Genomic DNA, 24,075 nt, shown 5'->3' on the forward strand with positions numbered 1-24,075 from the left:
CACATTCCGAAAGACCACGGCGACAGCCGTATCGGGCCCCGTCCACGCTACGCCGATCGCGCCACCGCGGGCCGGCCTACCAGCGGGATTCTCCGGCGGTAGCCAGGTGTTCCGAGGTCGGCGCGGCGAGTCATTCCCGGTTGCGCAGGCCGCTGGCGCGCAGCACGCGGCGGGCGATGCCGGAGCGGATGGATTCCTCGGTGCCGAGGATGCGGACGTGCCGCCGGGCGCGAGTGATGGCCGTGTACAGCAGTTCGCGGGTGAGCAGCGTGGACTCCGGTCCGGGCAGTACGACCGACACGGTGTCGTACTGGCTGCCCTGGCTGCGGTGGATGGTCATGGCGTAGACGGTGGTCACGCCGGGGAACTGGGTGGGATGCACCAGGTAGGGCTCGGTGCCGCGCTGTAGAGCGGCGCGCAGGGTGCCGTCGGCCGCGCGGACGATGACGCCGGTATCGCCGTTGTAGATGCGAGCCTCGTGGTCATTGGCGGTGACCAGCAGCGGCTGGCCCGGGTACCAGTGCCCGGTACCGGGATCGGCGCTGATCCCGGCGGCGGTGACCCAGCCGGCGGCCAGGCGATCCCAGCGCTCGACACCGTAGGGGCCCTGGCGGTGGGCGCACAGCAGGCGATGGGATTCCAGCGCGGTGAGCGCGGCGGTCGCGTTGCCGTCGACGGCGGCGTCGGTGGCCTCGCGGGCGGCGCGCAGGACGTCGGCGCGTACCTCGGTGATGTCGTCGGGCGGGTAGAGCGACAGTTCGTCGCCGCCGTCGGCCAGCAGGGCCAGGGCGGAGTCCGCGTCACCGGCCCGGATCGCGACGGCCAGTTCGGCGATGCGCCCACCGAAGCGGCGGCCGCGGGTGAGCCGGACGATGCCGCCGCGCAGGCGTTCCCGCTCCCGCCCGGACAGGGCGTCCGGATGGGCGGCGGAGGCGGCCGGGTCGCCGCCGAGAATGCGTTCCAGCGCCGGATTCGCCTGTCCCGGAACGGGTCCCGCGACCAGGTCGGCGAGCACCGCGCCCGCGTCGACCGAGGCCAGCTGGTCCGGGTCGCCGACCAGCACCAGGCGGGCGTCGGGCCGCACGGCGGGCAGCAGGCGGCTCATCATGGTCAGCGACACCATGGAGGTCTCGTCGACCACGATGACGTCGTAGGGCAGCCGGTTGAACTCGTTGTGCTTGAACCGGCCCGCGCCGCCGCGCTGCCAGCCCAGCAGGCGGTGCAGGGTGGCGGCGGTCAGCTCGGGCAGGCCGATCTCGCCCGCCTGCTCGCGCACCGATTCCTGCATGCGGGCGGCGGCCTTGCCGGTCGGGGCGGCCAGGGCGATGCGCAGGGCGGGCGCACCGGGCACGGCCCGCTGATGCGCGACCAGCAGGGCCAGCACGCGGGCGATGGTGTGGGTCTTGCCGGTGCCGGGGCCGCCCGCGATCACGGTGGTCCACTGGGTGGTGGCCAGGGCGGCCGCCAGCCGCTGCCGGTCCGGCGGTTCGCCGGGTCCGGCGTGGTCGGGGAAGAGCCGATCCAGTTCACGGCGCACGAGTTCCGCGTCCACCATGGGATGGGTGGCGGCGCGTTCGGTGAGGACGCGGCGGATGGTCTCCTCCTGCCGGTAGTACCGGTCGAGGTAGAGCAGCGGGCCCGAGTCGTTCGCGCCGGGCGGGTCGATGAGCCGCAGCGGGCGCAGCGGCCCGGACGGGCTGCCGGTCACCAGCGGACTCACCCGCAGCGCCGCGATGACCGAATCCACGTCCGGCCACGGCAGGGTGGCCGGGTCGATCGCCGATTCCTCGGTGCCCTCGGCATCGACACCGATCTCGTGCATGCGCCGGACCTCCAGGCACACCGACCCGGAGCGCACCGCGCGCACGGCCAGCGCGGTGGCGAAGACGACGGCCGGGGACCTTTCGCCGCCGAGCCGCGCGAGCCGCAGCGCCACATGCACGTCGGCCGCCGACAGCACCCCGGCGGCATTGAACACCTGCAGCGGGCCGGTGCCGCGCTGCGCCAGCTGGATCGCGGTCATCGCGCCACCTCCGGGTCCCCGGCCAGCAGGGCCGACAGCTCGACGATCAGGTCCGCGGGCGGCAGCCAGTCGAAAACGCCGCAGCCGTCCGGGGTGTCGGGTCCGACCATGCCGCGCACGAACAGGTAGCGGATGCCGCCGAGGTGGGCGGCCGGATCGTAGCCGGGCAGCCGCCAGCGCAGATACCGGTGCAGGGCAACGGAATACAGGATGGCCTGCAGCGGGTAGTGCGAGCGCATCATCTCCGCGGCCATGCGCTCGTGGGTGTAGTGGGCGACGGTGAGGTCGCCGGTGCCGAGTCGGTTGGTCTTGTAGTCGACGACCACGAATCGCGGTCCGGTGGTGCGCAGCACGGCGTCGATGCTGCCGGTGAGGTAGCCGCGCAGCGGGGTGTCGTCGAGGTGGGCCAGCTGGTCGGCGTAGGGGGCGAAGACATCGTCGGCGGGCAGATGGCGGCGCAGCAGGTCGGCGATGCGCGGGACGGTCACCCGCACCGCGACCGGATGGTCGCCGCCGGCCAGCGGGAGCTCGAAGTCGAGCTCGCTCAGGCGATCCCGGGTCGAGAAGTCGGCGAGCGAACCGAAACCGATGGGCGTGTGCATGACTGCCAGCAGCGCGTCCGACAGCACGTCCGGGTCGGCGTCGAACATCTGCTCGCTCACCGCGTGGAGGACCCGCGCGCGGATCTCGGCGGCCAGGTCGGGGGCGTCGGTATCGACGTATTCGAGGACCTCGTGCACGAGCGTGCCGAACTCCGCGCCGTAGGGCAGCGAATTCATCAGCGACGGCCGGGCTCCCGCGAAGGCGGTGAGGTCCTCGGCGAGCACGGATGGAGTGGCCGGTTCGTCGGCGACGCCGCTGCCCTCGGGCAGGTCGGCGGCGGGCAGGGCGTCGTGCGCGCCCGCCGTGAGCGCCGAATAGGAGGTGCGCCGCCATGCCTGGTCGAGGGCACGGCCGAAGTGGGCGGCCGCCAAAGGCTCGGTGGCGGTGGCGGTGTCGTCGAGAGGCAGGCGGGCGCGGGCGATCTCGCGCACCGGCTCGACGGCGATCACACCCGGTGCGGCGGTGGCGGCCCACTCCCGGATGCGTTCCAGCAGCACCGAATCCGCAGGCACCGGCACCTTGTCGGCCACGGCCGGACTGCCGGGCTCACGGCCCAGCAGCATGCGGTGCAGAGGCGCGGTCTGAGTGTCGTAGGCGGGCGCCCACCAGGCCACGATCTGCGCGCCGGCCCGGGTGAGGGCCACATACAGCAGGCGCAGTTCCTCGGCCTGCTCCTCGGCTTCGGCACGCAGGCGGCGGGAGCTGTAGCCGGGCGCGTCGGGGCCGCCGACATCGAGGACGCGGCGGCCCTGCTCGTCGTGGAACAGCAGGGTGGGCGGGTTGCGCAGTTTGGCCGCGTCCCACGCGAAAGGCAGGTACACGACCGGGAATTCGAGGCCCTTGCTGGCGTGCACGGTGGCGACCTGCACGGCGGCGGCGTCGCGGTCCAGGCGGCGGCTGCGGTCGGCGACGCTGCCGGAGGCCGGATCACGCACCCGGTCGGCCAGCCAGCGGGTGAGCGCCGACAGGCCCAGGCCCTCGCGCAGGGCCGCGTCGTCGAGCAGCTGGGCGATCTGGCGCAGGTCGGTGAGCTGGCGTTCGCCGCCTTCGAGAGCGAGCAGGCGGGGGGCCAATTTTGTTTCGGCGCTGAGTTTTTCGGCGACCGCTGCGAAGCCCGCGCGGGCGAACAGCCGGGCCGAGTCGCGCAGCTCGGCGCTGAGACGGCCGACCAGATCCGCTCCCCCGGCGTCGATGTCCTCGGCGCTCAGCCCGAGCAACGCGGTGCCGGCGGCCAGGCGCACCCGGTCGGCGCGGTGCGGCTGCTCCAAAGCGTGCAGCACCCACAGCCATTCGGTGGCCGCGGGCGTGCCGAACACGCTCGCGCCACCCGCCAGCACCGAGGCGACGCCGGCCGCCTCCAGTTCGGTGCGCACCATTTCCAGCTGATTCCGGTTACGGACCAGGACCGCGATATCGCCCGGCCCGATCGGTCTTTCGCCGGGTGTGCCCGCGTCGATGAGCACCCCGGATTCGAGCAGGCCGACGATATCGGCGGCCACGTCGACGGCGACCCGTTCCCGCTGGCGGCCGACCGTCGGATACCCGGACTTGTTGAGCGGACCCGCGCCACTGCGCGGCAGGCACCGCAGTCGCAGGGGCGTGACCTGCTCCGGCGCACCGGACAGCCGCGAGAACGGCCTGGTCGCCGCCACCCGGTGCACGGTGATCTCCTTGTGCCCCAGGGCCGCACCGCCGTGGAGATGCTCGAGCGCGGTCAGCAGGCCCGCGTCGCTGCGCCGGTTGGTGGTGAGCTCGCGCTTGCTGTCGGCGTGCGCCACCGCGTCCAGATAGCTGAGCACCTCCGCGCCGCGGAAGGCGTAGATGGCCTGCTTCGGGTCACCGACCAGCACCAGGGTGGCGTGTCCGTGGAAAGCGCGGCGCAGGATGTCCCACTGCAGCGGGTCGGTGTCCTGGAATTCGTCGACCAGCGCCACCCGGTACCGGTCCCGGATGCGCTGGCAGGCGCGCGGCCCGTGCTCGGGATCGGCGAGCACCTCGTGCAGCAGCACCAGCAGGTCGTCGAAGTCCCGCAGGCCCGAAAGCCGTTTCCGCCGAGCCGTTTCCACCCGCACCGCCGTCGCGAACGCCACCCGCTCGGTCGCCGGATCCTCCTCGCCCTCGGCCTCGGGCAGCAGCAGGGCGTGTGGATCGCCCACCGCCGCCGCGGCCAGCCGCTGCGCATCGGCGGGCCCGAACGGCGCGCCGCCACGTGCGTACCGGCTCAGATACAGGTCATCGGCGACCGTGGACACCACATCCTCGATCCCCTCCACCAGCCGCGCTCCCGGATCCTGCTCCCCCGCCAGCCCCAGCTCGTCGAGCATCCGCTGACAGAAACTGTGCGTGGTGGCAATGGTTCCCGCGTCGAAGTCCGACAGCGCGGCCAGCAGCCGCTCCCGCCGCGTCGCGATCTCCCCCGGATTCCCCTGCGCCAGATGCCGGATCAGCTCGTCCCCCGACGTCAGCGCTCGCTCCGGATCCCCCAGCGCCGCCGCCACTCCCACGAACCGGTCCCGCGTCCGCTCCCGCAACTCCTGCGTCGCCGCCCGGCTGAATGTCACCAGCAGCAACTCGGAGACATCCACCCCCAGCTCGGCCACGAACCGCACCGCCAGCCCCACGATGGCGTAGGTCTTCCCGGTCCCCGCACTCGCCTCGAGCACAGTGGTCCCGACCGGCAACGGCCCCGTCAGCTCGAACCGATTCCCTGCATCCCCGAACGAATGGGAAATTGCGGGCATCGCGACCGAATCATCCTGCGGCCCAGCATCATCGCCGACGTCGGCGGGCGCATCCCACAGCCCGTCGGCGGCGGTCCCGGAATGATCGCGGTCCGGTTCGCCGCCCGGCATCGCCGAATCCGGCTCGGCAGCAGACAGATCGAACAGGTCCGGGCCGTCGCTGCCCGTGGGCACGGCGTCCCGGCGGCGCCTCTCCCCGGCGGGACCGTCGCTGCTGCGGCGCGTGCGGGTGGCCGGGCGCGGGGCCAGGTCCGGATCGGTGAGGGAGAAGAGGTCGTCGGTCATGCCGGGCTCCCGGGCGCGGTGATGGGCAGGGGGTTCCTCCTCGGGGTGGTCATGGCTGACCTTGATTCTCGTTGGTGAGCAAGGGGTTCCAGAGCCGGCGTGCCAGTTCGCCGAAACGGGTGGGTTCGGAGTCGACGCCGGGGAGCGCGGGTGCGGCGGCCTCGGTGAGCTGGTCGAAGCGCGGGGAACGGCCCAGGATGTGGCGGAAGTAGCGGTCGGTGTGTTCGCCGAAGCGGTCGTCGAAGTCCTGTCCGGCGGCGTGCAGGGCGTCCTCGGCGGAGGCACCGGCGAGGCGGCGTTCCGCGTAGGTGGCCGAGGCCGAGGGGGCGATGGGCAGGGGTTCGGACAGGCCCTCGTCGCGCAGCAGCACCAGGTCGCGCAGGATGCCGCGGGCCAGCGGCGCGGTGGGTGAGGTCAAGGTGGACTGCCAGGCGGGGCGATGGTGTTTACCGCGGCCGATGGTGATGGCCCGCCACGACTGATGGGTCCCGCTCGCAGCCAGCGCGAGCAGGCGAATCCAGGCCGCCATCCGGTGTTTCGGAGCCAGCCGCGAGAACGTGGTGCGCAGCAGCGCGTCGTCGTGGACGTCGGGAACGGTACCCGTGAGGCGGCGGCCGTCACCCAGATCCACGGCGATATCGATGGTGCGCGCGGGGATCTCGTGCAGTGGGCGAGCCACCCGCACCAGCTGGTCGACGGTGCCCTCCACCTCGTCGAGCACGGCCGCGCCCATGGTGAACGGCGGCAGGGTGCCGCGCCGCCATTCAGCGGCGCGCAGCACGTTCGGGTCCACGCCGGTCAGGCGCGCGGACAGCATGCGCTCGCCCATGTTCCATTTGGTCAGGCCGTCGAGCTCGATGGGGAGGCGGTCGGCGATCTCCTCCTCGTCCTCCGGCACCCGGATCCCCAGGCGCTGCCACAGGAATGCCCGCACCGGATGCTCGGCGAAGGCCACCAGATCGGCCAGCTCCACATCGCCGCGTTCGCGCGCGGGCAGCGGCGTACCCAGGAACAACGGCCGCGGCTGCGGCGAGCGCCCCGCGGCCAGCGCTCCCGCGAGCGCCACGGTGTCGAAGCTGAACGGCTGCTCGGGCCGGAAGTTGCGGCGATCGAAGGGCTGCAACGGATGTCGCGTCACCACCCGATCCAGGGCGGCCGCGCCGACATGCGCGCGCACCGTGTCGAGCAGCTCGGCCAGCGGAATCGCGGGCGGGCGGTGCGCACCCGACACCGGATCGGATCCGGTGTGCAGCAGGACGAGTCGCTCCCCGGCGGCCATGATGGCGTCCAGTAGCAGCTGCCGGTCCTCGCTGCGCGGATCCCGATCCCCGGGGCAGCGGTGCCGGGCCAGCGCGTCGTCGCCGTCCACGCCGCCCGCGCGGGGGAACACCTCGTCGTCGAGGCCGAGCAGCACCACCACCCGGTGCGGCACCGACCGCATCGGCACCATGGTGCACACCGTCAGCTCGCCGGTGCGGAAGTTGGCGCGCGAGGGCCGCCCGGCCAGCCGGGCGGTCAGCAGCGCCCCGATATCGCTGAGCCGCAAGGGAATCCCGCCCGCAGGCTCCAGCGCGATCGCGAGTTCCCGGCGGGCCTGCACCCCCATCCAGCCCTGGCTCGCGGGCATCTCGGTGAGCAGGTCCAGTGCCCGGCCCAGCACCGCTGCCCATTCAGCCGCGGGCCGCGCGGTGCCCGCCGGTTCCTCCAGCGTGGACCCGCGCAGATCGCGCAGGCACACCGCCAGCCGGTCCACGAATTCGGCGAACCGGCCTGCCAGGTCGATGTCATTGCTGTCCACGTCGTCCAGCGGCAGCACCAGATCCAGCCAGTCCTCGCTGGATTCCCCGGCGGCCACGCCGAGCAGGATGCGATCCACCGCAGCATTGAGTGTGTTCTGCGCGAAGTCCCCGAGGCCGAACGCCTGCCGCTGCCGCTGCCCGATCCCCCAGCGCGCCCCGGTCTCGGCGGCCCATTCCCGCAGCCGCTCGATATCGTCGTCGTCGAAGCCGCAGCGCACCCGAACCGGTTCGGCCGCACACAGATCCAGCACCTCGGTCACGGTGACGCGCCCGTCGGCCAGCTCCAGCAACGTGCCGACCACATCCAGCACCGGATTGACCGCCCGCTGCGCGCGATCGGCGAGCCGCACCCGCAGCCCGTGCGCCGGATGCCCGGGCTCGGCCCCGTCGAGGGACCACTGGCCGAAGGCCGCGCGCACCAGCGGCGCGTAACGCTCCACATCCGGGCACATGACGATGACGTCGCGCGGCTCCAGCGTCGGGTCGGCGGCGAACAGTCCGAGCAGCGCGTCGCGCAGCACCTCCACCTGTCGCGACGGCCCGTGGCAGGAGTGCACCGCGACGGTCCCGTCGGCCAGGCTCGGCTCCGGCACGAGCGACCACCGGTCCTGCCGCACGGCGGCCTGCAACTCCGACAGCAGCGTGCGCGGCGCGACCGTCTCCGGGCGCGGGTGATAGGTGTCGATGTGGTCGTACCCGGACAGCCGCTGCTGCAGCTCCCGCACATCCCGGCCCAGCGCCGCCAGCAGCGGATGCCGCACGCGCACACCGGGACTCGGGATCACCTCGGCATCGGCGAGCTTGGTCCACAGCGCGGGGCTGGGATGCACCAGCCACAGGTGCACCTGCCGTCCCGACGACAGCGCCGACAGTACCTCCAGCTGATCGGTGGTCAGCCGGGTCACGCCGAACAGCGAAATCCGTTCCGGCAGCGACACGATGGACGGTTCCACCCGCAGCCGCGCGCACGCCGCGCCGAGGCGCTCGGCGGGACTCGCCACCCCGACCACGCTGCGCAGCCGCCGCCACAACAGTGGCTGCCACACCAGATCGGCGGGCAGCGCCCGGCCCGCGCCGTCGGTGTCGCGCCCGTCGGACCACTCGGTGATCATGGCCGGGCGCTGGGCGGCGTAGCTGTCGAACAGCGACGCGATCCGCGCGGCCGTCGCGTACCGGCGGCCGACCCGATGACCGCCGGCGTCCCCCTGCCCGAGATGGCGCGCCAGCACCGAGGCCCACGGCTCGGCCAGCACCCCGTCCAGCACCGGCAGCAGAGTCCACACCAGCCGCTCCGGCGACCACGGATCCTGCTCCGGATCCACCCCCGTCGCCTCCGCCAGCGCCGCCGCCACCAGGGCCGCCGGATCCGCGAAATCGATATTGGCCGAAATACCGTCGGCCGCCGCGCCACAGCCCAGCACCGTGGCCAGCCGCTGATTCAGCCAGCGCTCGATCCCCTTGGCAGGAACCGCCACCACCTCCGGGGTGAACGGATCGCCGAGCGGATCGGCGAGCAGCTCGGCCAGCGCGTCGGCGAGCGTATCCGCTCGTTCGGCCCGGTGAATGTGCACGAGCTGTGTTTATACAGTCGGCGAACGACATGCAAACACCGAGCGCCCCGGCTCGCCGGGTGACACCTGCCACATGCCCAGGATTTGCTAGGGCGCGTCACCCCGAAATTCGAGTGTGGTATGCGACAGTGCCTTTCGGGGAGGTTCGAAGTTCTCAGGAAAGGCTGGTCCGCGTCGATGTCTGCGTCGGTGATTCCGCTCGTGCCCAGAACCGGGTTCACCGTTCGGCGGGTGGGAGACCGCTGGGAACTCGTCAACTCCCGGCATTACGGACGCGGCGTGGTACTGCAGTCGTGGCCGCGGGAGCGGCACACCGAGGCATTCGAGCACTGCTACCGCCTCAATGGGCGCAGCATCGAAGAGCTACAAGCGGCTTTTCACTGACGCGCGCGAAAGTCTGTGCAACAGTGTCGATTCGATAACACACATACCGATTCACCTCAAGACGTGCGTATCGGGCATCGTCCCCTCTATTGTGTTTCCTCGTGCGTTCCCCCAAGGCCCGGCGCGTGGCCTCCTCCGCTTGTGTTCTCGCTGCCGCGGCCCTCATTCCGGCCGCCCCCGCCTTCGTCCCCATGGCCGGTGCCGCACCGGTGCACACCCAGGGCCCTATAGCGGGATTCGACGCCGATATGAGCAGCCGCATCGCGGCCGTCGACAATTACCTCGGCACCCGCCCCGGCGTCACCGGCTACGTGATGCGTGACCGCGTCACCGGCGGCATTTATCGAAACGGCAACGCGGACACCAACTTCTGGACCGCCTCCACCATCAAGCTGGCAATCGCCGAGGATCTGCTGAACCGCGCCCGGATCGGCGCCATCCAGCTCGGCCCCGACGACCGCGCGCTGATGGAGTCCATGCTGGCAACCTCCAACGACAATGCCGCCGACATCCTGTGGAACAAGTACGCCGGCATCGACCGCATGTCGTTCAACAACGCCTTCCGCGCCAACGGCATGACCGGTCTGGTCCCCATGCCGCCCACCACCTCGATCGAGCAGGTCAAGCTGTTCCCCGACTGGGGTTTCCAGCAGTGCTCCCCCGCCGACCTGGACCGGCTGATGGACAACGTGCTCACCCGCATGCACCCGGACGACCGCGCCTACCTGCTCGACCGCATGCGTCACGTGGACACCAACCAGCACTGGGGCGTATGGGGCGCGGGCGCGGCCATGAACCCGGGCCTGAAGAACGGCTGGTCCGACGAGCAGGGCGGCTGGGTGGTCAATTCGGTCGGCTTCGCGGGCCCGGGTGAGCGCTACACCCTCGCCATCATGACCGAGCAGGGCGATCAGGGCGGTTACGCCGACGGCTCCGAAACCACCACGCACGTGGCGCAATTGCTGTTCCAGGGGCGCTGACACCGACGCTGCGCGCGGGCGGTTCCGGCCCGGCCGGGGCCGCCCGCGGCGCGCTTCCCGGCAATCCTCGCTGGACGACCGACCATATTGTAGTTTCAAGGTTGTTGTCTGAAAGGTCTGTTTTCGGTCGATCCTGATTGGTCTGCACTACTCACACTGCACTACCGTTACGGGTGAGTTGTCGTACTTTCCCCGTCTGGCGAGGAGCAGGAACTAGATGAACGCCGAGAAATCCGTCGCACAGCGTCATCGCGTGGTGGTGATCGGGTCCGGGTTCGGTGGACTGTTCGCCTGCAAACAGCTGCGCAAGGCCGACGTCGACATCACCCTCATCTCGAAGACCTCCACGCACCTGTTCCAGCCGCTGCTGTACCAGGTCGCCACCGGCATCCTCTCCACCGGCGAGATCGCCCCCGCCACCCGCATCGTGCTGCGCCAGCAGCAGAACGCGCGCGTCGTCATGGGCGAGGTCACCGACATCGACGTCGAGAACGGCACCGTCACCTCGCGCCTGCTCAACCAGGACTACGTCACCCCGTTCGACAGTCTCATCGTGGCCACCGGCGCGCAGCAGTCCTACTTCGGCAACGACCACTTCGCCACCTACGCGCCCGGCATGAAGACCATCGACGACGCCCTCGAACTGCGCGCGCGCATCCTGGGCTCCTTCGAAGAGGCCGAGCTCGCCACCGATCCCGAAGTCCGCGACCGCTTCATGACCTTCGTCGTGGTCGGCGCCGGGCCCACCGGCGTCGAATTGGCCGGACAGATCGCCGAACTCGCCGACCGCACCCTGGAAGGCTCCTTCCGCAATATCGACACCCGCGATGCACGCGTCATCCTCGTCGAGGGCGCGGGCGCGGTGCTCGCCCCGATGGGCCCCAAGCTCGGCGGCAAGGCGCAGCAGCGGCTGGAGAAGATGGGCGTGGAGATCCAGCTCAACGCCATGGTCACCAATGTCGACGCACGCGGCGTCACCATCAAGGACCAGGACGGCTCCGAGCGGCGCATCGAATCCGCCTGCAAGGTGTGGTCGGCCGGCGTGCAGGCCAGCGGCCTGGGCAAGATCCTCGCCGACCGGTCCAAGGGCACCGAGGTGGACCGGGCCGGGCGCGTCATCGTCGAACCCGACCTCACCATCAAGGGCTACCCGAACGTCTTCGTGGTCGGCGACCTGATGTCGGTGCCGGGCGTGCCCGGGCAGGCGCAGGGCGCCATCCAGGGCGGCACCTACGCCGCGAAGGCCATCAAGGCCGAGGTCGCGGGCAAGCAGACGGTGGCCGACCGCAAGCCCTTCAAGTACTTCGACAAGGGCTCCATGGCCACGGTGTCGCGGTTCAGCGCGGTGTGCCAGGTGGGCAAGCTGGAGTTCAGCGGCTTCTTCGCGTGGCTGGCCTGGCTCGGCCTGCACCTGTGGTACCTGGTCGGCTTCCGCAGCCGTTTCGTCACCGTGCTCGAATGGTTCGTCTCCTTCCTGGGCCGCCACCGCGGTCAGATGGCCGCCACCGAGCAGTGGGTGTTCGCGCGACTGGCGCTCGAGGCGCTCGACGATCCGGCCGAGGCGCGTCAGCTCGCCAAACAGATCGGCGGCGAAAGTTCTTCCGGTAACGGCAAATCCGCGGCGAATGAGGAAGCGGAGAAGTCCTCGCAGCAGCGTGCGGGCTGACAGTAAGCCCGACCCGATGTCCACCGAGGCCGGAATCCCTGAACTGGGATTCCGGCCTCTTTCATGGCTTTTCACGAGCACAGTGGCTAATTTCCAGTTATGGCAAGGATTTTCAGCTGTCCACTTTGTCACCAATCCAGGCGACCGGTGGGTTCGAATGCCGAGCGTCGATGTACCCCTAGATGTTCTGCCCGAACAGAAAGGTTCTGCATGGCCGCAGGTAAGCACCGAGCACTCAACCCGCACCGGAACAAGGTCGGCAATGTGGTTGCGGCAGGGGCGGTTCCACTAATACTGGCGATCGTCGGACCGGGCACCGCGAACGCGGCACCGGCCGAGGTCGCTCCGATGACACAGCAGGACGACGCGCCCAGGGCGCAGTGGCCGGCCGCCGACGCCCCGAACGTGAATCCCTATGAGGGCCTGCACATTCCGGGTGACATCAAGAGCTCCATCCAGTGGTCGAGTCAAGCCCCGGACACGAGCTACCTCGCCCCCGTGGGCGTACTGCACCCGCCGGCCCGGATCCCGGTCTCGGCCAACGCAGCGGACGCTCGCGTCGTGCCCGGGCCCGACGGGCCCGGGCACGCAGGCGCCGCAGTCGGTGCGTTCATCGCGTTCAATGCTCAACCCCGCGTTGTCGGCGACTGACCCTCGCCGCCGAGCAGCTCGATCGAGCACCGCTGTGCTCGCGGTGGGAACCGGCGGTGAGGGCCGGTTCCCACCAGCCCCGGCATCTCACCGCGCCGATACGGGCCACGTCCTCGGTCAGTAGGGAATGGGTTTGTTCGCCTCGGCCCAGCCGCGCTCGATATGGCTGCCGGGCGGGGGCGGGAACAGTCCACCGATCATCCAGGTGTCCCGGGGTACCTCGTTGATATTGAATTCGAGATGCAGCCCGCGGTCGTGGGTGTACGGGGCCATGAGGGCGTGCAGGCGCTCGCTCATGTGCTTGCGCAGATCGGGGTCGTCGAGTTGGCGCGCCAGATGGTCGATGGTGATCCGCACCGCGGGGATCGATACCCCGCCGACGTAGAAGGAGTCGGCCGGGACCTCGTGGAAGAGCGCCACCGCGTAGAACTCCGGCAGCCCGAAGCGCGCGTAGTAAGCCGTGATGTCCTTGGCGAAATTCTGTTTGTCCTCGGCCGTGAGGGTGTCGGCGGGGTGATAGATGTGCCACAGCGGCATGATGAACTCCCTTGGAAGAGACGGATTTTCAGCGACCGAGCGGCAGCACGAGGCCCTCGACCGGGCCGGACAGCGCCGCCTTCACCTGCCTGGTGAACTCGTCCACGAGCACCTCGGTCGCCCCCTGCTCCAACCCGTCGGCGACCGCCGCCGCCACCTCGGCCGGGCTGATCTTCGGCGCCGCGATGGCCTTGACCATGTCGGTGTCGGCGAACCCGAGATGCACACCGACCACCTGCGTACCCTGCCCCGCCAGTTCGATCCGCAGGGAGTTGGTGATCGACCACAGAGCGGCCTTCGACGCGCCGTACGCGGCCGCCCCCGAACCCCAGGACAGCACCGAGTGGATATCCACCAGCGCCCCACCACCGTTCGCGGCGAGGATCGGCGCGAAAGCCCGCGCGATCCGCAGCGGCGCGAAGACATTCGTCTCGAACGTCTCCACCACATCCGCCATCTCGGTCTGCAACAGCGGAGCCGGCCGCAACACCCCCGCATTGTTCACCACAATGCTCACATCCCCGGCCCGCTCCGCGACCGCGGCAATCGAATCCGGATCGGTGACCTCCAGCTCGACCGGCACGATCCGCGGATCGTCACTCGATTCCGGCTTCCGCGCGCTCACGTACACCTTGGCCGCACCCCGGTCCAGAAACTCCCGGGCAAACGCACGGCCCAACCCGCGCTGCCCGCCCGTCACCAGAACATTCGCACCCTCGATTGTGGTCATATCTACCTCCTGAGTCACCGACTGCCGTATCTGACTATATCCAACTATAGCCACCTTGTGGGAGTAGGTACAGGTGGCAGATCTGCCGTCCTCGGGATGGGCATCGATCTCGCCGAGGCCGCTGCGAGACCACCTGGCCTCGCCATCTCGGGCCCGGGCCGGAAAGTAGCGACGCGCGTCGCCGGCCAGGCACCCCGCGCAGCGCGATGATCGCGGGCCCGAATCTGTTGCGGCGCAATGCTGGCGACAAGATCAGAAAGCTCCCAGAGTGGGAAAGGGCAGAATTCCGCAGTGACGGCTCCCTGATCTTGATCGTCCAAGTCTGGTGAGCGCGTGACGCTTTCGCGGTCGACAACCTGGAACGACCGCGATTTCCTGTCACACCCCTGTTCTAGCGTCAGGGAGGTGGAGAGGACACCGCGGTTCCGCGCCGCTCATCGGGCGGCGCTGGACCACACGCTGGAGCTGATCGCCGAATCCCCTTGGGGCCGTGGGCTGGTGCTGCGCGGGAGTATCACCATGGCCGCGTGGGTCGGCGACAAGGCGAGGCCGCCGGCCGATCTGGACTGGATCGTGCCCGACCCGACCGATATCGCCTTCACCGATCCGGCCGACCCGTTTCCCTATGTCGACGACATGTCCTGGGTGCAGCACTGGCCCGAGGCCGCGTTCGGGGCGGTGACCGGCGAGATGTGGGAGGACGAGCAGTTCGAGTCCTTCGGGCTGCGCCCGATCCTGCCGCCGGAGGGCCTGCACTGGGTGGATCCGGACGATTACAGCGACAACCACACCTGGACTCCCCTGCTGGACAACCTGATCGAGACGATCCGGCAGCGACCGGCGACCCCGGCAGGTGTGGTCCTGAGCGCCGACGGTATCGACGAGGTTGCGGACGGGAGCTATACCCTCGACTACTACGACACCCCCGGCCTCAGGGTCCGGGTGCCCTGGTACACGACCGGACCCGACGCGATGGCGGGCGAGGTCCAGTTGGATTTCGCCGCCGACCAATCCCTCCCCGACTCCCCCGTCTGGACCCTCGTGCCACGCGGTGACGGCAGCGCGCCCACCCCGTGCGCCACGGCGAGCCCGGAACTGTCCCTGGCATGGAAACTCCTGTGGCTGTTCACCGAATCCACCAGAACCTCGGAGTACGTCGACATCCGCGACGGCGGCGCGGGCAAGGATCTCTACGACGCCGTGCTCCTGGCGGAGTCCCCGCGCATCCACCTACCCCGGCCGCTGCTGCGCAGAGCCCTCGGCACGGCAGCCGACGATTTCGAAGCCGACGACATCCTCACCTGGAACGTCCACTGGGACGCGTTCCGGCAGAACCATCCTGACGTCACCGGCAGCCTGCGCGAATGGCTCGAACGACTGGTCCGAGCGCTCACCCGAGCCCGGACATAGGGCTCCCCGCGAGGCGATTGCGGTCAGCGGGTCAGCAGGCGACCCGTCCGGGTGAACAGGGTGCCGCCTGCGGCGAGGGGTAGAAGTGCTGCGTCCAGGCCGGTGGTGTCGGCTGGGCGGTCGTCGGGGTAGGTGAGCACACTCTCCAGTGCGCGCGGGGCCGAGAGGGCATCGTCGGTGATGGTGTCGGCGCCGAGTTCGAGGCGGTGGCGCAGGAGTGGGGTGGCGCCGATGTCGGCGGTGAGCTCGCCGCTCCAGTAGCCGTGGTCCTCGCCGGTACGGCCGACCTGGACGCGTTCCCGAATGCGCAGGCGCGCACCCTCTTCCAGCCGGATGGTGGTGAAGGTGTCGTGCTCGGCGCCGCCCGCGACCACCGTCGGTTCGGGATCGACCTCGAGTTCGCCGCCGGCGGCCACGTCGAAGTGCCAGTGCGCCACGGACTTCCGGGTCTCGCGCCCGGGCAGCGCGATGGTGGCGGCCACCGACCGGACCGTCAACCGTGCGCCCTCACCCACCGAGACGACGATGTCGAGCACGTCACCGCCGAGCGGGGTGGCGGCGGTGCCGATGATATGCACCGTGTCCACGCCGGTGTGCCGCGCCGCCAGGCCGCCGACCGCGTGGATGTGCGGCAGCGTCCCGGCGGTCGCGGTGATGCGGAGCTCAGTGCGAATGGGCACTGCCCGCCGCCGCGTCCTGTTCGGCCGCCACACGCAGCCGCTCGCGCACCCAGGCCAGGACCGGCGTCGCGGCCGGGTCCTCGGTGAGGGAGGTGAACACGAACGGCCGGCCCTCGCGCACCTTGGTCGAATCCCGGTCCATGACAGCCAGATCCGCGCCGACCATGGGGGCCAGGTCGGTCTTGTTGATGACCAGCAGATCCGACCAGGTCACGCCCGGTCCGCCCTTGCGCGGCACCTTGTCACCACCGGCCACGTCCACCACGAAGATCTGCGCGTCGATCAGGCCGGAGGAAAACGTGGCGGTCAGATTGTCGCCGCCCGATTCGACCAGGATGAGATCCAGCGGCGGGTTCGCCTCGATCAGGTCGTCGATGGCATCCAGATTCGCGGTGATGTCGTCGCGGATCGCGGTGTGCGGGCAGCCGCCGGTCTGGACCGCGGTGATCCGCTCGTCGGGCAGCACCGCGTGCCGGCGCAGGAAGTCCGCGTCCTCGGTGGTGTAGATGTCATTGGTCAGCACGGCCAGCGACAGCTCGTCCCGCAGCTGCCGGCACAGGGCCGCGGTCAGCGCGGTCTTCCCGGACCCGACGGGCCCGCCGATCCCGATCCGCAGCGGCTCGCCCGGCGTCCGCTCCCGCTTGGGCCGGTCGTGGCTGTGGTCGTGCGGTTCCCCGTCGATCAGGTGAGGTGGCATGTGCGGCTCCTTTCACCCCCATCCTTGCCCAGCCACGTAAACCGGTTGTTACCAACCCGGTGACCGGCTAGGACGCGAACAGCGGCATGTCCCGCCGCAGGTGCCGCTCGGCGAGCACGTCCTGCAGCGGGTCGGAGAGCGCGGCAAGCGATTTCGCCGCCTGCCGCGCGGTGGCGTCGCACAACTCGGCGAGCCGGACGGTGCAGGCGGCGACCGCGGCGGGATCGAGGGCCAGCAGTCGCTGCGCGGCCGTCGCGGCCCCGGTCATGGTGGTGTAGACGGTGACAGCGGCGATGTCCTCCGGTGCGGCATCGCACACCGTGCCGACCACCCCGAACACCGTGGACAGATGCGGTCGAGCGCCGAGCGCCCGCCAATCGGCCTGCGGCCAGACCTGTTTGGCCAGCCGCAGCAGCCCGCGCCCCTGGGCCCGCGACGCCGCCCGGGCCGCCGGCGACGGCGTCCGCGCGTCGGCCTCGAGTTCGGCGCGCCCCGGTTCGAGGGTCCCCGCACACACAGCGGCGGCGAGTGAGGCCGCCACCAGACCGGAGGTCCGGATGCGCCGCCGCAGGTAGAGCTCGACGCTGGCGACATCGCGCAGCAGACCCGAGGCGACCGCCTCCTCGACCCCGCCCGAATGCACGTGCCCGCCGATCGGCAGCCGGGAATCGGCGAGGGTGAGGAGGGTGGCCAGGCTCATCGCCGCACGTCCGGATATCGCATGGCCCGATCCTAGGCCGCGCCCGGCCGCGTCCCCTCGGCTAGGTGAGCAGGCAGGGCATCGAGGCCGAGATGCTCTTCAGGGCGCAGGTGAAGGAATTGAGCGTGCCCGCGGAACCGGTCTCGGGGACCAGCCCGGCGACGGGGTTCACCGCGGCCGGTTCGGGGGCGGCGGGTTGCAGCGACAGCGGAGCGGCCAGGGCTGGGGTCGCGCCGAGTCCGGAGCCGATGGCCGCGATCGCACAGGCTTTCAGCACAACGGTTTTCATGAATCGTCCTCTCTCACAGCAAGCTCACAGGAAGCGGAGCGCAGCGAGACTAACCCGAAAGCCATGAGTGTGAAGTCAATTTGTTTCAAATTGGGGGGGATTCAACGCCGCAGGCGGCGGACCCACGCAAGGGAACTTGACCTGAACCAATGTTCAGGTTGCAGGCTTGGGGGCACGTTCATTGCCGAGACTAGGAGTTGCTGTGCGCGCCATCCGTCTTCACGAGTTCGGACCTGCCGAGAATCTGCGGTACGAGACGGTCCCGGACCCCGAGCCCGGTCCCGGCCAGGTGCGGATCGCGGTCCGCGCGGCGGGGGTGCATCTGCTGGATACCACACTGCGGCAGGGCTTCTCGGGATCGCCGATGCCGATCCCGGAACTGCCGACCATCCCCGGCCGGGAGGTGGCGGGGACGGTGGACCGGGTCGGTTCCGGAGTGGACGACAGCTGGCTCGGCCGCGCGGTCGTCGCCCACATCGGGCAGGTGCCGGGCGGATACGCGGAACTCACCGTGACCGAAGCCGAACGGCTGCACACGATTCCGGACGGTGTCGATGCCGGTGCCGCGGTCGCGATGATCGGCACCGGACGCACCACGCTCGGGATTCTCGGCTTCGCCCAGGTCAGCGCCGAGACCGTGGCCATCGTGCCGTCCGCGGCAGGTGGCATCGGCACCCTGCTGGTGCAGTACCTGGCCGCCGCGGGCGCGACCGTCATCGGGCTCGCGGGCGGCAAGGCGAAGGCCGATCAGGTCTACGAGAACGGCGCGGATCTGGCGCTGGACTACCTGGATCCGGCATGGCCGGACGCGGTGCGCGCCCGCTACGGCGACCGCCCGGCCACCCTGCTGTTCGACGGTGTCGGCGGCGAGATCGCCCGCACCGCGGTCGATCTACTCGGCGCCGGCGGCGTGCGACTGGTGTTCGGCTGGTCCGGCGGACAGATCGACCTCGACGAGCAGGCCCTCGCCGCCCGCGGCATCACCTCGCAGGTCGTGCTCGGCCCGCCCATGCTCGAACGCGCGGGCGGCTTGCGCGCCTTGGAGACTCGCGCGCTGGCCGAGGCCGCGACCGGTCGTCTGCGCCCGGCCGTCCAGTCCTTCCCACTCGCGCAGGCCGCCGCCGCGCACCGGGCCCTGGAATCCCGCGAAACGACCGGAAAAGTGGTGCTACTTCCCTGACCTGCGACCCATGCCGCGCTCCATGAACCGTTGCGCGGCCCCGCGCCGCAGATCCGAGAACGCCTGCACCGGACCGGTCCACCAGGGCGAGATCTCCAGCGGCCGCGCCACCACGGCGTGGCAGATGAGATCGGCCGCCTCGTCGGCGGTGAGCCCGGGCACGCCGGAGAAATCGGTGGGCGCGCTCATGCGGGTGTGCACCAGCGGCATGTACACCGAGGTGGTGGTGACACCGTCGGCGGCGATCTCGGTCGCCACGGTGCGCAACCAGATGTCGAAGGCGCCCTTGGACGCACCGTAGGCCGACCACCGCGGCGCGGGCGGCATGCGCAGTCCCCAGGTGGAGATGTTCACGATATGTCCGCGCCGGTGCTCGCGCATGCTCGGCAGCAGGGTGAGCAGCAGCCGCACAGGTCCGAGGTAGTTGACGTCGATAGTGCGGGTGAAATCGTGGAACCGGTCGTAGGATCGGTCGATCGGGCGGCGAATCGACCGGCCCGCGTTGTTGATCATCACGTCGACCCGGCCGTGCTCGGCCAGCACCCGCTGTCCCAGCGCCTCGACGGCATCGAATTCGGTGATGTCCGACTGGTAGACGTGCGCCGTCCCGCCCGCTCCCCGGATCTCGGCGGCCACCTGTTCGAGGTCCTCCAGCGACCGCGCCACCAGCAGGACCGTCGCGCCCGCGGCCGCCAGTTTCCGCGCCGCCGCCTTGCCGATGCCGTGCGAGGCGCCGGTCACCAGGATGACCTCGCCGGACACGGCCTCGCGCAGCGCCTTCTCACGCGGCCGGGAGGTCGGATAGAAGAGTCTGGTCGCCACGCGTTCCGCCAACGGACGTCCGTTCGACCCGGCCGGTCGCGCACTGTTCGGAGCGTCTTGCTCAGCCACGTTTCCGAGCCTAACCGTCGGACCGGTATGTGATCGGGAACTGAGTGGAAATACCCTGGGCGCAGCCCACTTTCCGGCACCAGGATGGGAGGCGGTCTACGGGGGAAGGAATCCGTCATGTCGCATCGAGCGCCGGAAGAGCCGACGCCGGAACACGTCTCGATCCTGGGGTGGATCGCCCGCGGCATCGTGCTGGTGCTGTTCGTGCCACCGCGGCTGGTATGGGAGGCGCTCACCCGGATACCGCGACTGATCGCCGCGGCATTCAGGCTGTTCAACGAGCATCTGGCACGACCGCTAGCGATCTTGTTCCGGGACTGGGTCTTCCGCCCGCTGCGCAATTTCGTGCGCAACTATCTCTGGCACCTGCTGATCCAGCAGCTGCTGTTCGGCATGGTCCTCACCCCGATCGGGGCATTCCTGCTCGCCTATGTCCTGCGCCCGATCCAGCGCGCCATCGAGGAGTGGCTGTGGCGGCGGGTCCTGAAGCCGGGCATCCCGTGGATCTTCCGCAGCGTGGTGAGACCGATCGCCGAGGCGATCGGGTGGACGCTGGCCATGGCGTGGAAGTGGCTGGTCGCCGTCCCGATCTCGGCCCTGTGGCGGCGAATCCTGCGGCCCGGCGGCCACTGGCTGCTGGTCACCGTGATCGAGCCGCTCGTCACCTGGTTGATCGTGTGGCCCGCCGAGCACCTGTGGCGATGGGTGCTGCGTCCGCTGGTCTACGCGGTGATCGTGACGGTCCTGTTCGGCTGGCGGGTGGCCACCACCGTCGTCCACATCACGGTGGTGACCCCCTGCCGCTGGTTCAACCGCGCTGTCCTGCAACCACTCTTCGCGGCCGTCGCCCGCGCCTGGCGTGCCCTCGTGGGCCCGGTGCGCTGGGCGTATCAGCGGGTGGTCATGCCCTGGCGCGCCCGCGTCACCGAGGTGTGGACCACCCTGTTCGGCTAGTGCGCGGAACCGGCCGGCACCGCGGCGCTGGTCGCGGGGGCGCCGGACTTGGCGAAGAACGCCACCACCGCCATCGCGGCCAGCAGCACCGCACCGGTGGTGGTCGCCACGTGCATGCCGGTCACGAACGATTCGCGCGCCGATTCGACCAGGGCGCCATTGCCGCCGGCCTGGGCGACGGTCTCGCCCAGCGTCGGCCCGAAGTCCCCGCCGGAGCGGAACACCAGGGCCGCCAGGGATCCCAGCAGCGCCAGGCCCAGCCCGTTGCCGAGTTCGAAGCTGGTCTCGGAGATGCCGACCGCCGACCCGGCCCGCTCGGCCGGGACCGACGACACCGCCACCTCCGACACCAGCGTGAACGCGATGCCGAAGCCCGCGCCCGCGACCACGGAACCGGCGATGTACCAGCCGATCCCGCCGTCCACACCGACCCCGAGCAGCATGAGATTGCCGAGGGACGCCATGCTCAGCGCCAGCACGAAGGTGGTCTTGGTGCCGAGCCTGCGCCCGATCCGCGCGCCGCTCATCGAGAACACGAACACCACCACGGCCCCCGGAATCCCGAGCAGCGCCGACTGCAGCGCGTCGCGTCCGGTCACCGATTGCAGGTACATGCTGGTCAGGTAGCTCATGCCGGCCAGCGCCAGCATGCCGACCGTGCTGGACCCGATGGCCACCGAGAACAGCCCGCGCCGGAACAGGCTCAGATCCAGCAGCGGTTCGGCCAGCATGCGCTGCCGCCGGATGAACGCGGTCAGCAGCAGTACACCGAGGATCCCGATGCCGACGGCCGGCAGGTCGAATCCCTCGGCCGCACAATGCTTGACCGCGTACACGAGCGGCAGGATGCCACCGATGGACAGCAGCACGCTCACCCAGTCCAGGCGCCCGCGCCCGGCGTCGCGGTGCTCGGGCAGCAGCAGCGGACCGAAGACCAGCAGCACCAGCAGCACCGGCGTATTGATGAGGAACACCGAGCCCCACCAGAAGTGGTGCAGCAGGATGCCGCCGATGATGGGCCCGACCGCCGACCCGCCCGCGAAGAACGCGGTCCAGACGCCGATGGCGGTGGCCCGCGCCCGATCGTTCGGGAACAGCGTCGAGATCAGGGCCAGGCTGGACGGCAGCAACGTCGCGCCGCCGATGCCCATGAGCGCCCGCGCCGCGATGAGCACGCCCGCGCTGGGTGCGAAAGCGGCCAGCGCCGAGGCGATTCCGAAGACCGTGGCACCGGCGAGCAGAATATTGCGGCGCCCGATGCGGTCGCCCAGATTGCCCATGGTGATGAGCAGTCCGGCGATCATGAAGCCGTAGATGTCGAGGATCCAGAGCTGCTGTGTCGCGGACGGATCCAGGCTCTGGGTGAGGGTCGGCATGGCCAGGTAGAGCACCGACATGTCCATCGACACCAGCAGCACCGGCAACAGCAGAACCGCCAGGCCCGCCCAGGCGCGGCGCGGCGTCTTCACGTCGGGACGCGCGAGGGTACTCGTCATGACCTATCCTTCGGGCTGATTTCGGGCTTGCAAGAAAATGCGCGCGTACGTTGTACGCACGAGCGCGAGTACAGTGTACGCATACCCTGCGCGGAAGGGAACAATTCGTCCGATGACCGAGGCCAAGCTCACCCGGGCCGCCATCGTCGACACCGCCATCACCCTGGCCGACGAGTCCGGACTGGATTCCCTGTCCATGCGCCGCATCGCCGATCGGATGAACTCCGGCGCCATGTCGCTGTACCGGCACATCCCCAACAAGGACACCCTGCTGGCGGCCATGACCGACGAGGTCTCGCGGCGCAACCCCTACCCGCCGGCCGAGGGCCAGGACTGGACCTGGCGGGACCGGGTGCGGATCGCGGCCGAGGTGGATTGGCGTCTCTACCAGGAACATCCGTGGGTGCTGTTCACCTTCGCGGTGCCGCGCTACAACTTCGGCGAGCACAGCCTGGTGGTACTGAGCTGGCTGGTCGAGGGGTTCGCCGAGCTCGGCGTCGACACCCGTGAGGCGACCCGCATGTCACTGTCGGTGTGGAGCTACATCGCCGGGGTCGCCCTGCAGGAGGTCAGCGCCCGGCTGCTGCAGGGCCGCGACAGCAGCGCCGACGAACGCTCCGGGCTCACCGCACTGCTCGACGGCGACCCGCGCTGGCCCACCCCGCCCCCGCTCGCCGATCTCGTCGGCACGGGCGACACCGCCCTGCTGAATCCGGAGCACCTGCTCGACACCGGTCTCACCGCAATGTGCGACGGCTTCGAGGCCCACGCCCTTCACTGATCCGCCCGGAATCACCACCATGGGCACCACTGAATCCCGTTGTCCGGCATCGTCTGCATCATTACATGGACTGCAATGATGCAGACGATGCAGTTCTGCTGCTTCTGCGTGCAGACCGGCGACGGCGTCTTGTGCCCCTGTTCGATCACTCGTAGACTCGAACACTCTCTTTCGAGTTCCCAGGCAAGGCCATCCGGGTCGCAGGCCGTGATATCCAGCGGGACACCGGCGCCGGCCACATGCTTTTGCCGTCAACATGATTCGGCATCCGTTCCGTCCATCGATCGGTGGTCGATGTGTACCGAACTCGGAACCGCGCCCGAACCCACCCGGCGCTCACCCAGGCTTGGCGGAGATGGCCACCGTCGTGACCGCCGCGGCGATGTTCGTCGGTACCAACATCGACAATGCGGTCGTGTTGACGGTGCTCAACGTCACCTCGCGCAGCACGGGGATCCCGAGGCGGTGGCAGATCTGGGCCGGGCAGTTCCTCGGCGTCGGGCTGATCGTGGCGGTGTCCGGGCTGGCGGCGCTGGGACTCTGCGCCGTCCCGGTGGAGTGGATCGGACTGCTCGGCGTGGTCCCGCTGAGCCTGGGGATCGGGATGCTGGTCAGGGCCCATCGGCGCTGCGATCGCACACCGCCCCCGGCCGGCACCGGGCTGTGGTCGGTGGTGGGACTGACCGTCGCCAACGGCGGGGACAATATCTCCGTCTACACTCCGGCCTTTCGCATCATGGGACCGGCGGACGCGTTGCTCACCGTCATGGTGTTCGCCATCCTCACCGCCGCTTGGTGTTCGGCCGGCATGGTGCTGATATCCCATCGCCGGCCGGCCGAAACCCTGCGGCGCTACAGCCGTTGGCTGATGCCGGTCGTGCTGATCGTGCTCGGGCTCTACATCATCGACCGTTCGGGCCTCGTGTTCGGCCAACCGCTACTTTGAGTCCATTCCGGTCGGTACTCTTCTATCGGAACGAGAGGCCGGTGAGCAGCGAGAGTTCCGGACACCGGAGTCCAGGAATGG

Annotated in this window: 20 protein-coding genes; 9 read left to right on the forward strand and 11 right to left on the reverse strand. The window is 70.1% G+C overall.

Annotation, left to right across the window (positions count from 1 at the left end):
* Positions 1-130 precede the first annotated feature (130 nt).
* From recD to recC, 3 genes are all read right to left on the reverse strand, one after another.
* On the reverse strand, positions 131-2,023 hold the full coding sequence (gene recD / locus ACFXN1_RS40255) for an exodeoxyribonuclease V subunit alpha (protein ID WP_379463860.1): 1,893 nt from the start codon (positions 2,021-2,023) through the stop codon (positions 131-133).
* Positions 2,020-5,367 carry a UvrD-helicase domain-containing protein gene (locus ACFXN1_RS40260; RefSeq protein WP_379442588.1) on the reverse strand — a complete coding sequence of 1,116 codons (3,348 nt, stop codon included), beginning with the start codon at positions 5,365-5,367 and terminating at the stop codon, positions 2,020-2,022. Before ACFXN1_RS40260 ends, recD begins: the two co-directional genes overlap by 4 nt.
* A gap of 334 nt (positions 5,368-5,701) precedes the next feature.
* On the reverse strand, positions 5,702-9,022 hold the full coding sequence (recC, locus tag ACFXN1_RS40265; RefSeq protein WP_379442585.1) for an exodeoxyribonuclease V subunit gamma: 3,321 nt from the start codon (positions 9,020-9,022) through the stop codon (positions 5,702-5,704).
* Between the two features lie 231 nt (positions 9,023-9,253).
* On the opposite strand from recC, the gene ACFXN1_RS40270 reads away from it, so the two are divergent.
* The 4 genes from ACFXN1_RS40270 (at position 9,254) to ACFXN1_RS40285 (ending at position 12,703) form a co-directional block, all read left to right on the forward strand.
* Complete coding sequence (locus tag ACFXN1_RS40270; protein ID WP_326361853.1) at positions 9,254-9,406, forward strand: hypothetical protein; 153 nt, start codon at positions 9,254-9,256, stop codon at positions 9,404-9,406.
* A 191-nt stretch (positions 9,407-9,597) separates the two neighbouring features.
* A complete protein-coding gene (locus ACFXN1_RS40275) occupies positions 9,598-10,386 on the forward strand; it encodes a tat pathway signal sequence (protein WP_354833094.1) in 789 nt (262 codons plus the stop codon).
* A 217-nt stretch (positions 10,387-10,603) separates the two neighbouring features.
* Positions 10,604-12,052: an NAD(P)/FAD-dependent oxidoreductase gene (locus ACFXN1_RS40280; protein ID WP_379400214.1), complete on the forward strand. Its 1,449-nt coding sequence runs from the start codon at positions 10,604-10,606 to the stop codon at positions 12,050-12,052.
* A gap of 210 nt (positions 12,053-12,262) precedes the next feature.
* Complete coding sequence (locus ACFXN1_RS40285; protein ID WP_379442584.1) at positions 12,263-12,703, forward strand: hypothetical protein; 441 nt, start codon at positions 12,263-12,265, stop codon at positions 12,701-12,703.
* Positions 12,704-12,820: 117 nt separating this feature from the next.
* On the opposite strand, the gene ACFXN1_RS40290 is transcribed toward ACFXN1_RS40285, so the two are convergent.
* Both ACFXN1_RS40290 and ACFXN1_RS40295 read right to left on the reverse strand, forming a co-directional pair.
* A complete protein-coding gene (locus tag ACFXN1_RS40290) occupies positions 12,821-13,240 on the reverse strand; it encodes a tautomerase family protein (RefSeq protein ID WP_379442582.1) in 420 nt (139 codons plus the stop codon).
* Positions 13,241-13,268: 28 nt separating this feature from the next.
* On the reverse strand, positions 13,269-13,970 hold the full coding sequence (locus ACFXN1_RS40295; RefSeq protein ID WP_379442581.1) for an SDR family oxidoreductase: 702 nt from the start codon (positions 13,968-13,970) through the stop codon (positions 13,269-13,271).
* Between the two features lie 405 nt (positions 13,971-14,375).
* Between ACFXN1_RS40295 and ACFXN1_RS40300 the strand changes: the two genes are divergently transcribed.
* A complete protein-coding gene (locus ACFXN1_RS40300; protein ID WP_379442580.1) occupies positions 14,376-15,380 on the forward strand; it encodes a nucleotidyl transferase AbiEii/AbiGii toxin family protein in 1,005 nt (334 codons plus the stop codon).
* A 23-nt stretch (positions 15,381-15,403) separates the two neighbouring features.
* Here the strand turns inward: ACFXN1_RS40300 and ACFXN1_RS40305 are convergent, their stop codons facing one another.
* From ACFXN1_RS40305 to ACFXN1_RS40320, 4 genes are all read right to left on the reverse strand, one after another.
* Positions 15,404-16,054: an urease accessory protein UreD gene (locus tag ACFXN1_RS40305; RefSeq protein ID WP_379442587.1), complete on the reverse strand. Its 651-nt coding sequence runs from the start codon at positions 16,052-16,054 to the stop codon at positions 15,404-15,406.
* On the reverse strand, positions 16,044-16,757 hold the full coding sequence (gene ureG / locus ACFXN1_RS40310; protein WP_379442578.1) for an urease accessory protein UreG: 714 nt from the start codon (positions 16,755-16,757) through the stop codon (positions 16,044-16,046). Before ureG ends, ACFXN1_RS40305 begins: the two co-directional genes overlap by 11 nt.
* 67 nt (positions 16,758-16,824) lie before the next feature.
* Positions 16,825-17,457, reverse strand: a complete 633-nt coding sequence (locus tag ACFXN1_RS40315) for an urease accessory protein UreF (protein WP_379400219.1) — start codon at positions 17,455-17,457, stop codon at positions 16,825-16,827.
* Between the two features lie 61 nt (positions 17,458-17,518).
* On the reverse strand, positions 17,519-17,746 hold the full coding sequence (locus ACFXN1_RS40320) for a hypothetical protein (protein WP_379442577.1): 228 nt from the start codon (positions 17,744-17,746) through the stop codon (positions 17,519-17,521).
* Positions 17,747-17,948: 202 nt separating this feature from the next.
* Here ACFXN1_RS40320 and ACFXN1_RS40325 point away from each other — a divergent pair, with 202 nt between their 5' ends.
* Complete coding sequence (locus ACFXN1_RS40325; RefSeq protein ID WP_379442575.1) at positions 17,949-18,926, forward strand: zinc-binding dehydrogenase; 978 nt, start codon at positions 17,949-17,951, stop codon at positions 18,924-18,926.
* On the opposite strand, the gene ACFXN1_RS40330 is transcribed toward ACFXN1_RS40325, so the two are convergent.
* Positions 18,915-19,817: an SDR family NAD(P)-dependent oxidoreductase gene (locus ACFXN1_RS40330; protein ID WP_379400222.1), complete on the reverse strand. Its 903-nt coding sequence runs from the start codon at positions 19,815-19,817 to the stop codon at positions 18,915-18,917. The two genes, ACFXN1_RS40325 and ACFXN1_RS40330, sit on opposite strands and share 12 nt — an antisense overlap.
* Before the next feature lie 117 nt (positions 19,818-19,934).
* Between ACFXN1_RS40330 and ACFXN1_RS40335 the strand changes: the two genes are divergently transcribed.
* Positions 19,935-20,771 (forward strand): hypothetical protein, encoded by an 837-nt coding sequence (locus ACFXN1_RS40335; RefSeq protein WP_379442574.1) that lies wholly within the window; start codon positions 19,935-19,937, stop codon positions 20,769-20,771.
* Here ACFXN1_RS40335 and ACFXN1_RS40340 read toward each other — a convergent pair.
* Positions 20,768-22,267, reverse strand: coding sequence for an MFS transporter (locus ACFXN1_RS40340; RefSeq protein WP_379442573.1), 1,500 nt, complete (start codon positions 22,265-22,267; stop codon positions 20,768-20,770). The genes ACFXN1_RS40335 and ACFXN1_RS40340 overlap by 4 nt on opposite strands.
* Positions 22,268-22,379: 112 nt before the next feature.
* On the opposite strand from ACFXN1_RS40340, the gene ACFXN1_RS40345 reads away from it, so the two are divergent.
* Both ACFXN1_RS40345 and ACFXN1_RS40350 read left to right on the forward strand, forming a co-directional pair.
* On the forward strand, positions 22,380-23,048 hold the full coding sequence (locus tag ACFXN1_RS40345; protein ID WP_379442571.1) for a TetR/AcrR family transcriptional regulator: 669 nt from the start codon (positions 22,380-22,382) through the stop codon (positions 23,046-23,048).
* Between the two features lie 355 nt (positions 23,049-23,403).
* Positions 23,404-23,994, forward strand: a complete 591-nt coding sequence (locus tag ACFXN1_RS40350; RefSeq protein WP_379442570.1) for a cadmium resistance transporter — start codon at positions 23,404-23,406, stop codon at positions 23,992-23,994.
* Positions 23,995-24,075: the final 81 nt, after the last annotated feature.

Source organism: Nocardia sp. NPDC059154, assembly GCF_042755705.1.
Lineage (GTDB): Bacteria > Actinomycetota > Actinomycetes > Mycobacteriales > Mycobacteriaceae > Nocardia.

What these genes read in the sequence shown, in the direction of transcription:
- recD (WP_379463860.1), bottom strand. Translation starts at nt 2,023, where the DNA reads ATGACCGCGATCCAGCTGGCGCAGCGCGGCACCGGCCCGCTGCAGGTG.
- ACFXN1_RS40260 (WP_379442588.1), bottom strand. Translation starts at nt 5,367, where the DNA reads ATGCCCGCAATTTCCCATTCGTTCGGGGATGCAGGGAATCGGTTCGAG.
- ACFXN1_RS40275 (WP_354833094.1), top strand. Translation starts at nt 9,598, where the DNA reads ATGGCCGGTGCCGCACCGGTGCACACCCAGGGCCCTATAGCGGGATTC.
- ACFXN1_RS40280 (WP_379400214.1), top strand. Translation starts at nt 10,604, where the DNA reads ATGAACGCCGAGAAATCCGTCGCACAGCGTCATCGCGTGGTGGTGATC.
- ACFXN1_RS40285 (WP_379442584.1), top strand. Translation starts at nt 12,263, where the DNA reads ATGGCCGCAGGTAAGCACCGAGCACTCAACCCGCACCGGAACAAGGTC.
- ACFXN1_RS40290 (WP_379442582.1), bottom strand. Translation starts at nt 13,240, where the DNA reads ATGCCGCTGTGGCACATCTATCACCCCGCCGACACCCTCACGGCCGAG.
- ACFXN1_RS40295 (WP_379442581.1), bottom strand. Translation starts at nt 13,970, where the DNA reads ATGACCACAATCGAGGGTGCGAATGTTCTGGTGACGGGCGGGCAGCGC.
- ureG (WP_379442578.1), bottom strand. Translation starts at nt 16,757, where the DNA reads ATGCCACCTCACCTGATCGACGGGGAACCGCACGACCACAGCCACGAC.
- ACFXN1_RS40315 (WP_379400219.1), bottom strand. Translation starts at nt 17,457, where the DNA reads ATGAGCCTGGCCACCCTCCTCACCCTCGCCGATTCCCGGCTGCCGATC.
- ACFXN1_RS40320 (WP_379442577.1), bottom strand. Translation starts at nt 17,746, where the DNA reads ATGAAAACCGTTGTGCTGAAAGCCTGTGCGATCGCGGCCATCGGCTCC.
- ACFXN1_RS40335 (WP_379442574.1), top strand. Translation starts at nt 19,935, where the DNA reads ATGTCGCATCGAGCGCCGGAAGAGCCGACGCCGGAACACGTCTCGATC.
- ACFXN1_RS40340 (WP_379442573.1), bottom strand. Translation starts at nt 22,267, where the DNA reads ATGACGAGTACCCTCGCGCGTCCCGACGTGAAGACGCCGCGCCGCGCC.
- ACFXN1_RS40345 (WP_379442571.1), top strand. Translation starts at nt 22,380, where the DNA reads ATGACCGAGGCCAAGCTCACCCGGGCCGCCATCGTCGACACCGCCATC.
- ACFXN1_RS40350 (WP_379442570.1), top strand. Translation starts at nt 23,404, where the DNA reads ATGGCCACCGTCGTGACCGCCGCGGCGATGTTCGTCGGTACCAACATC.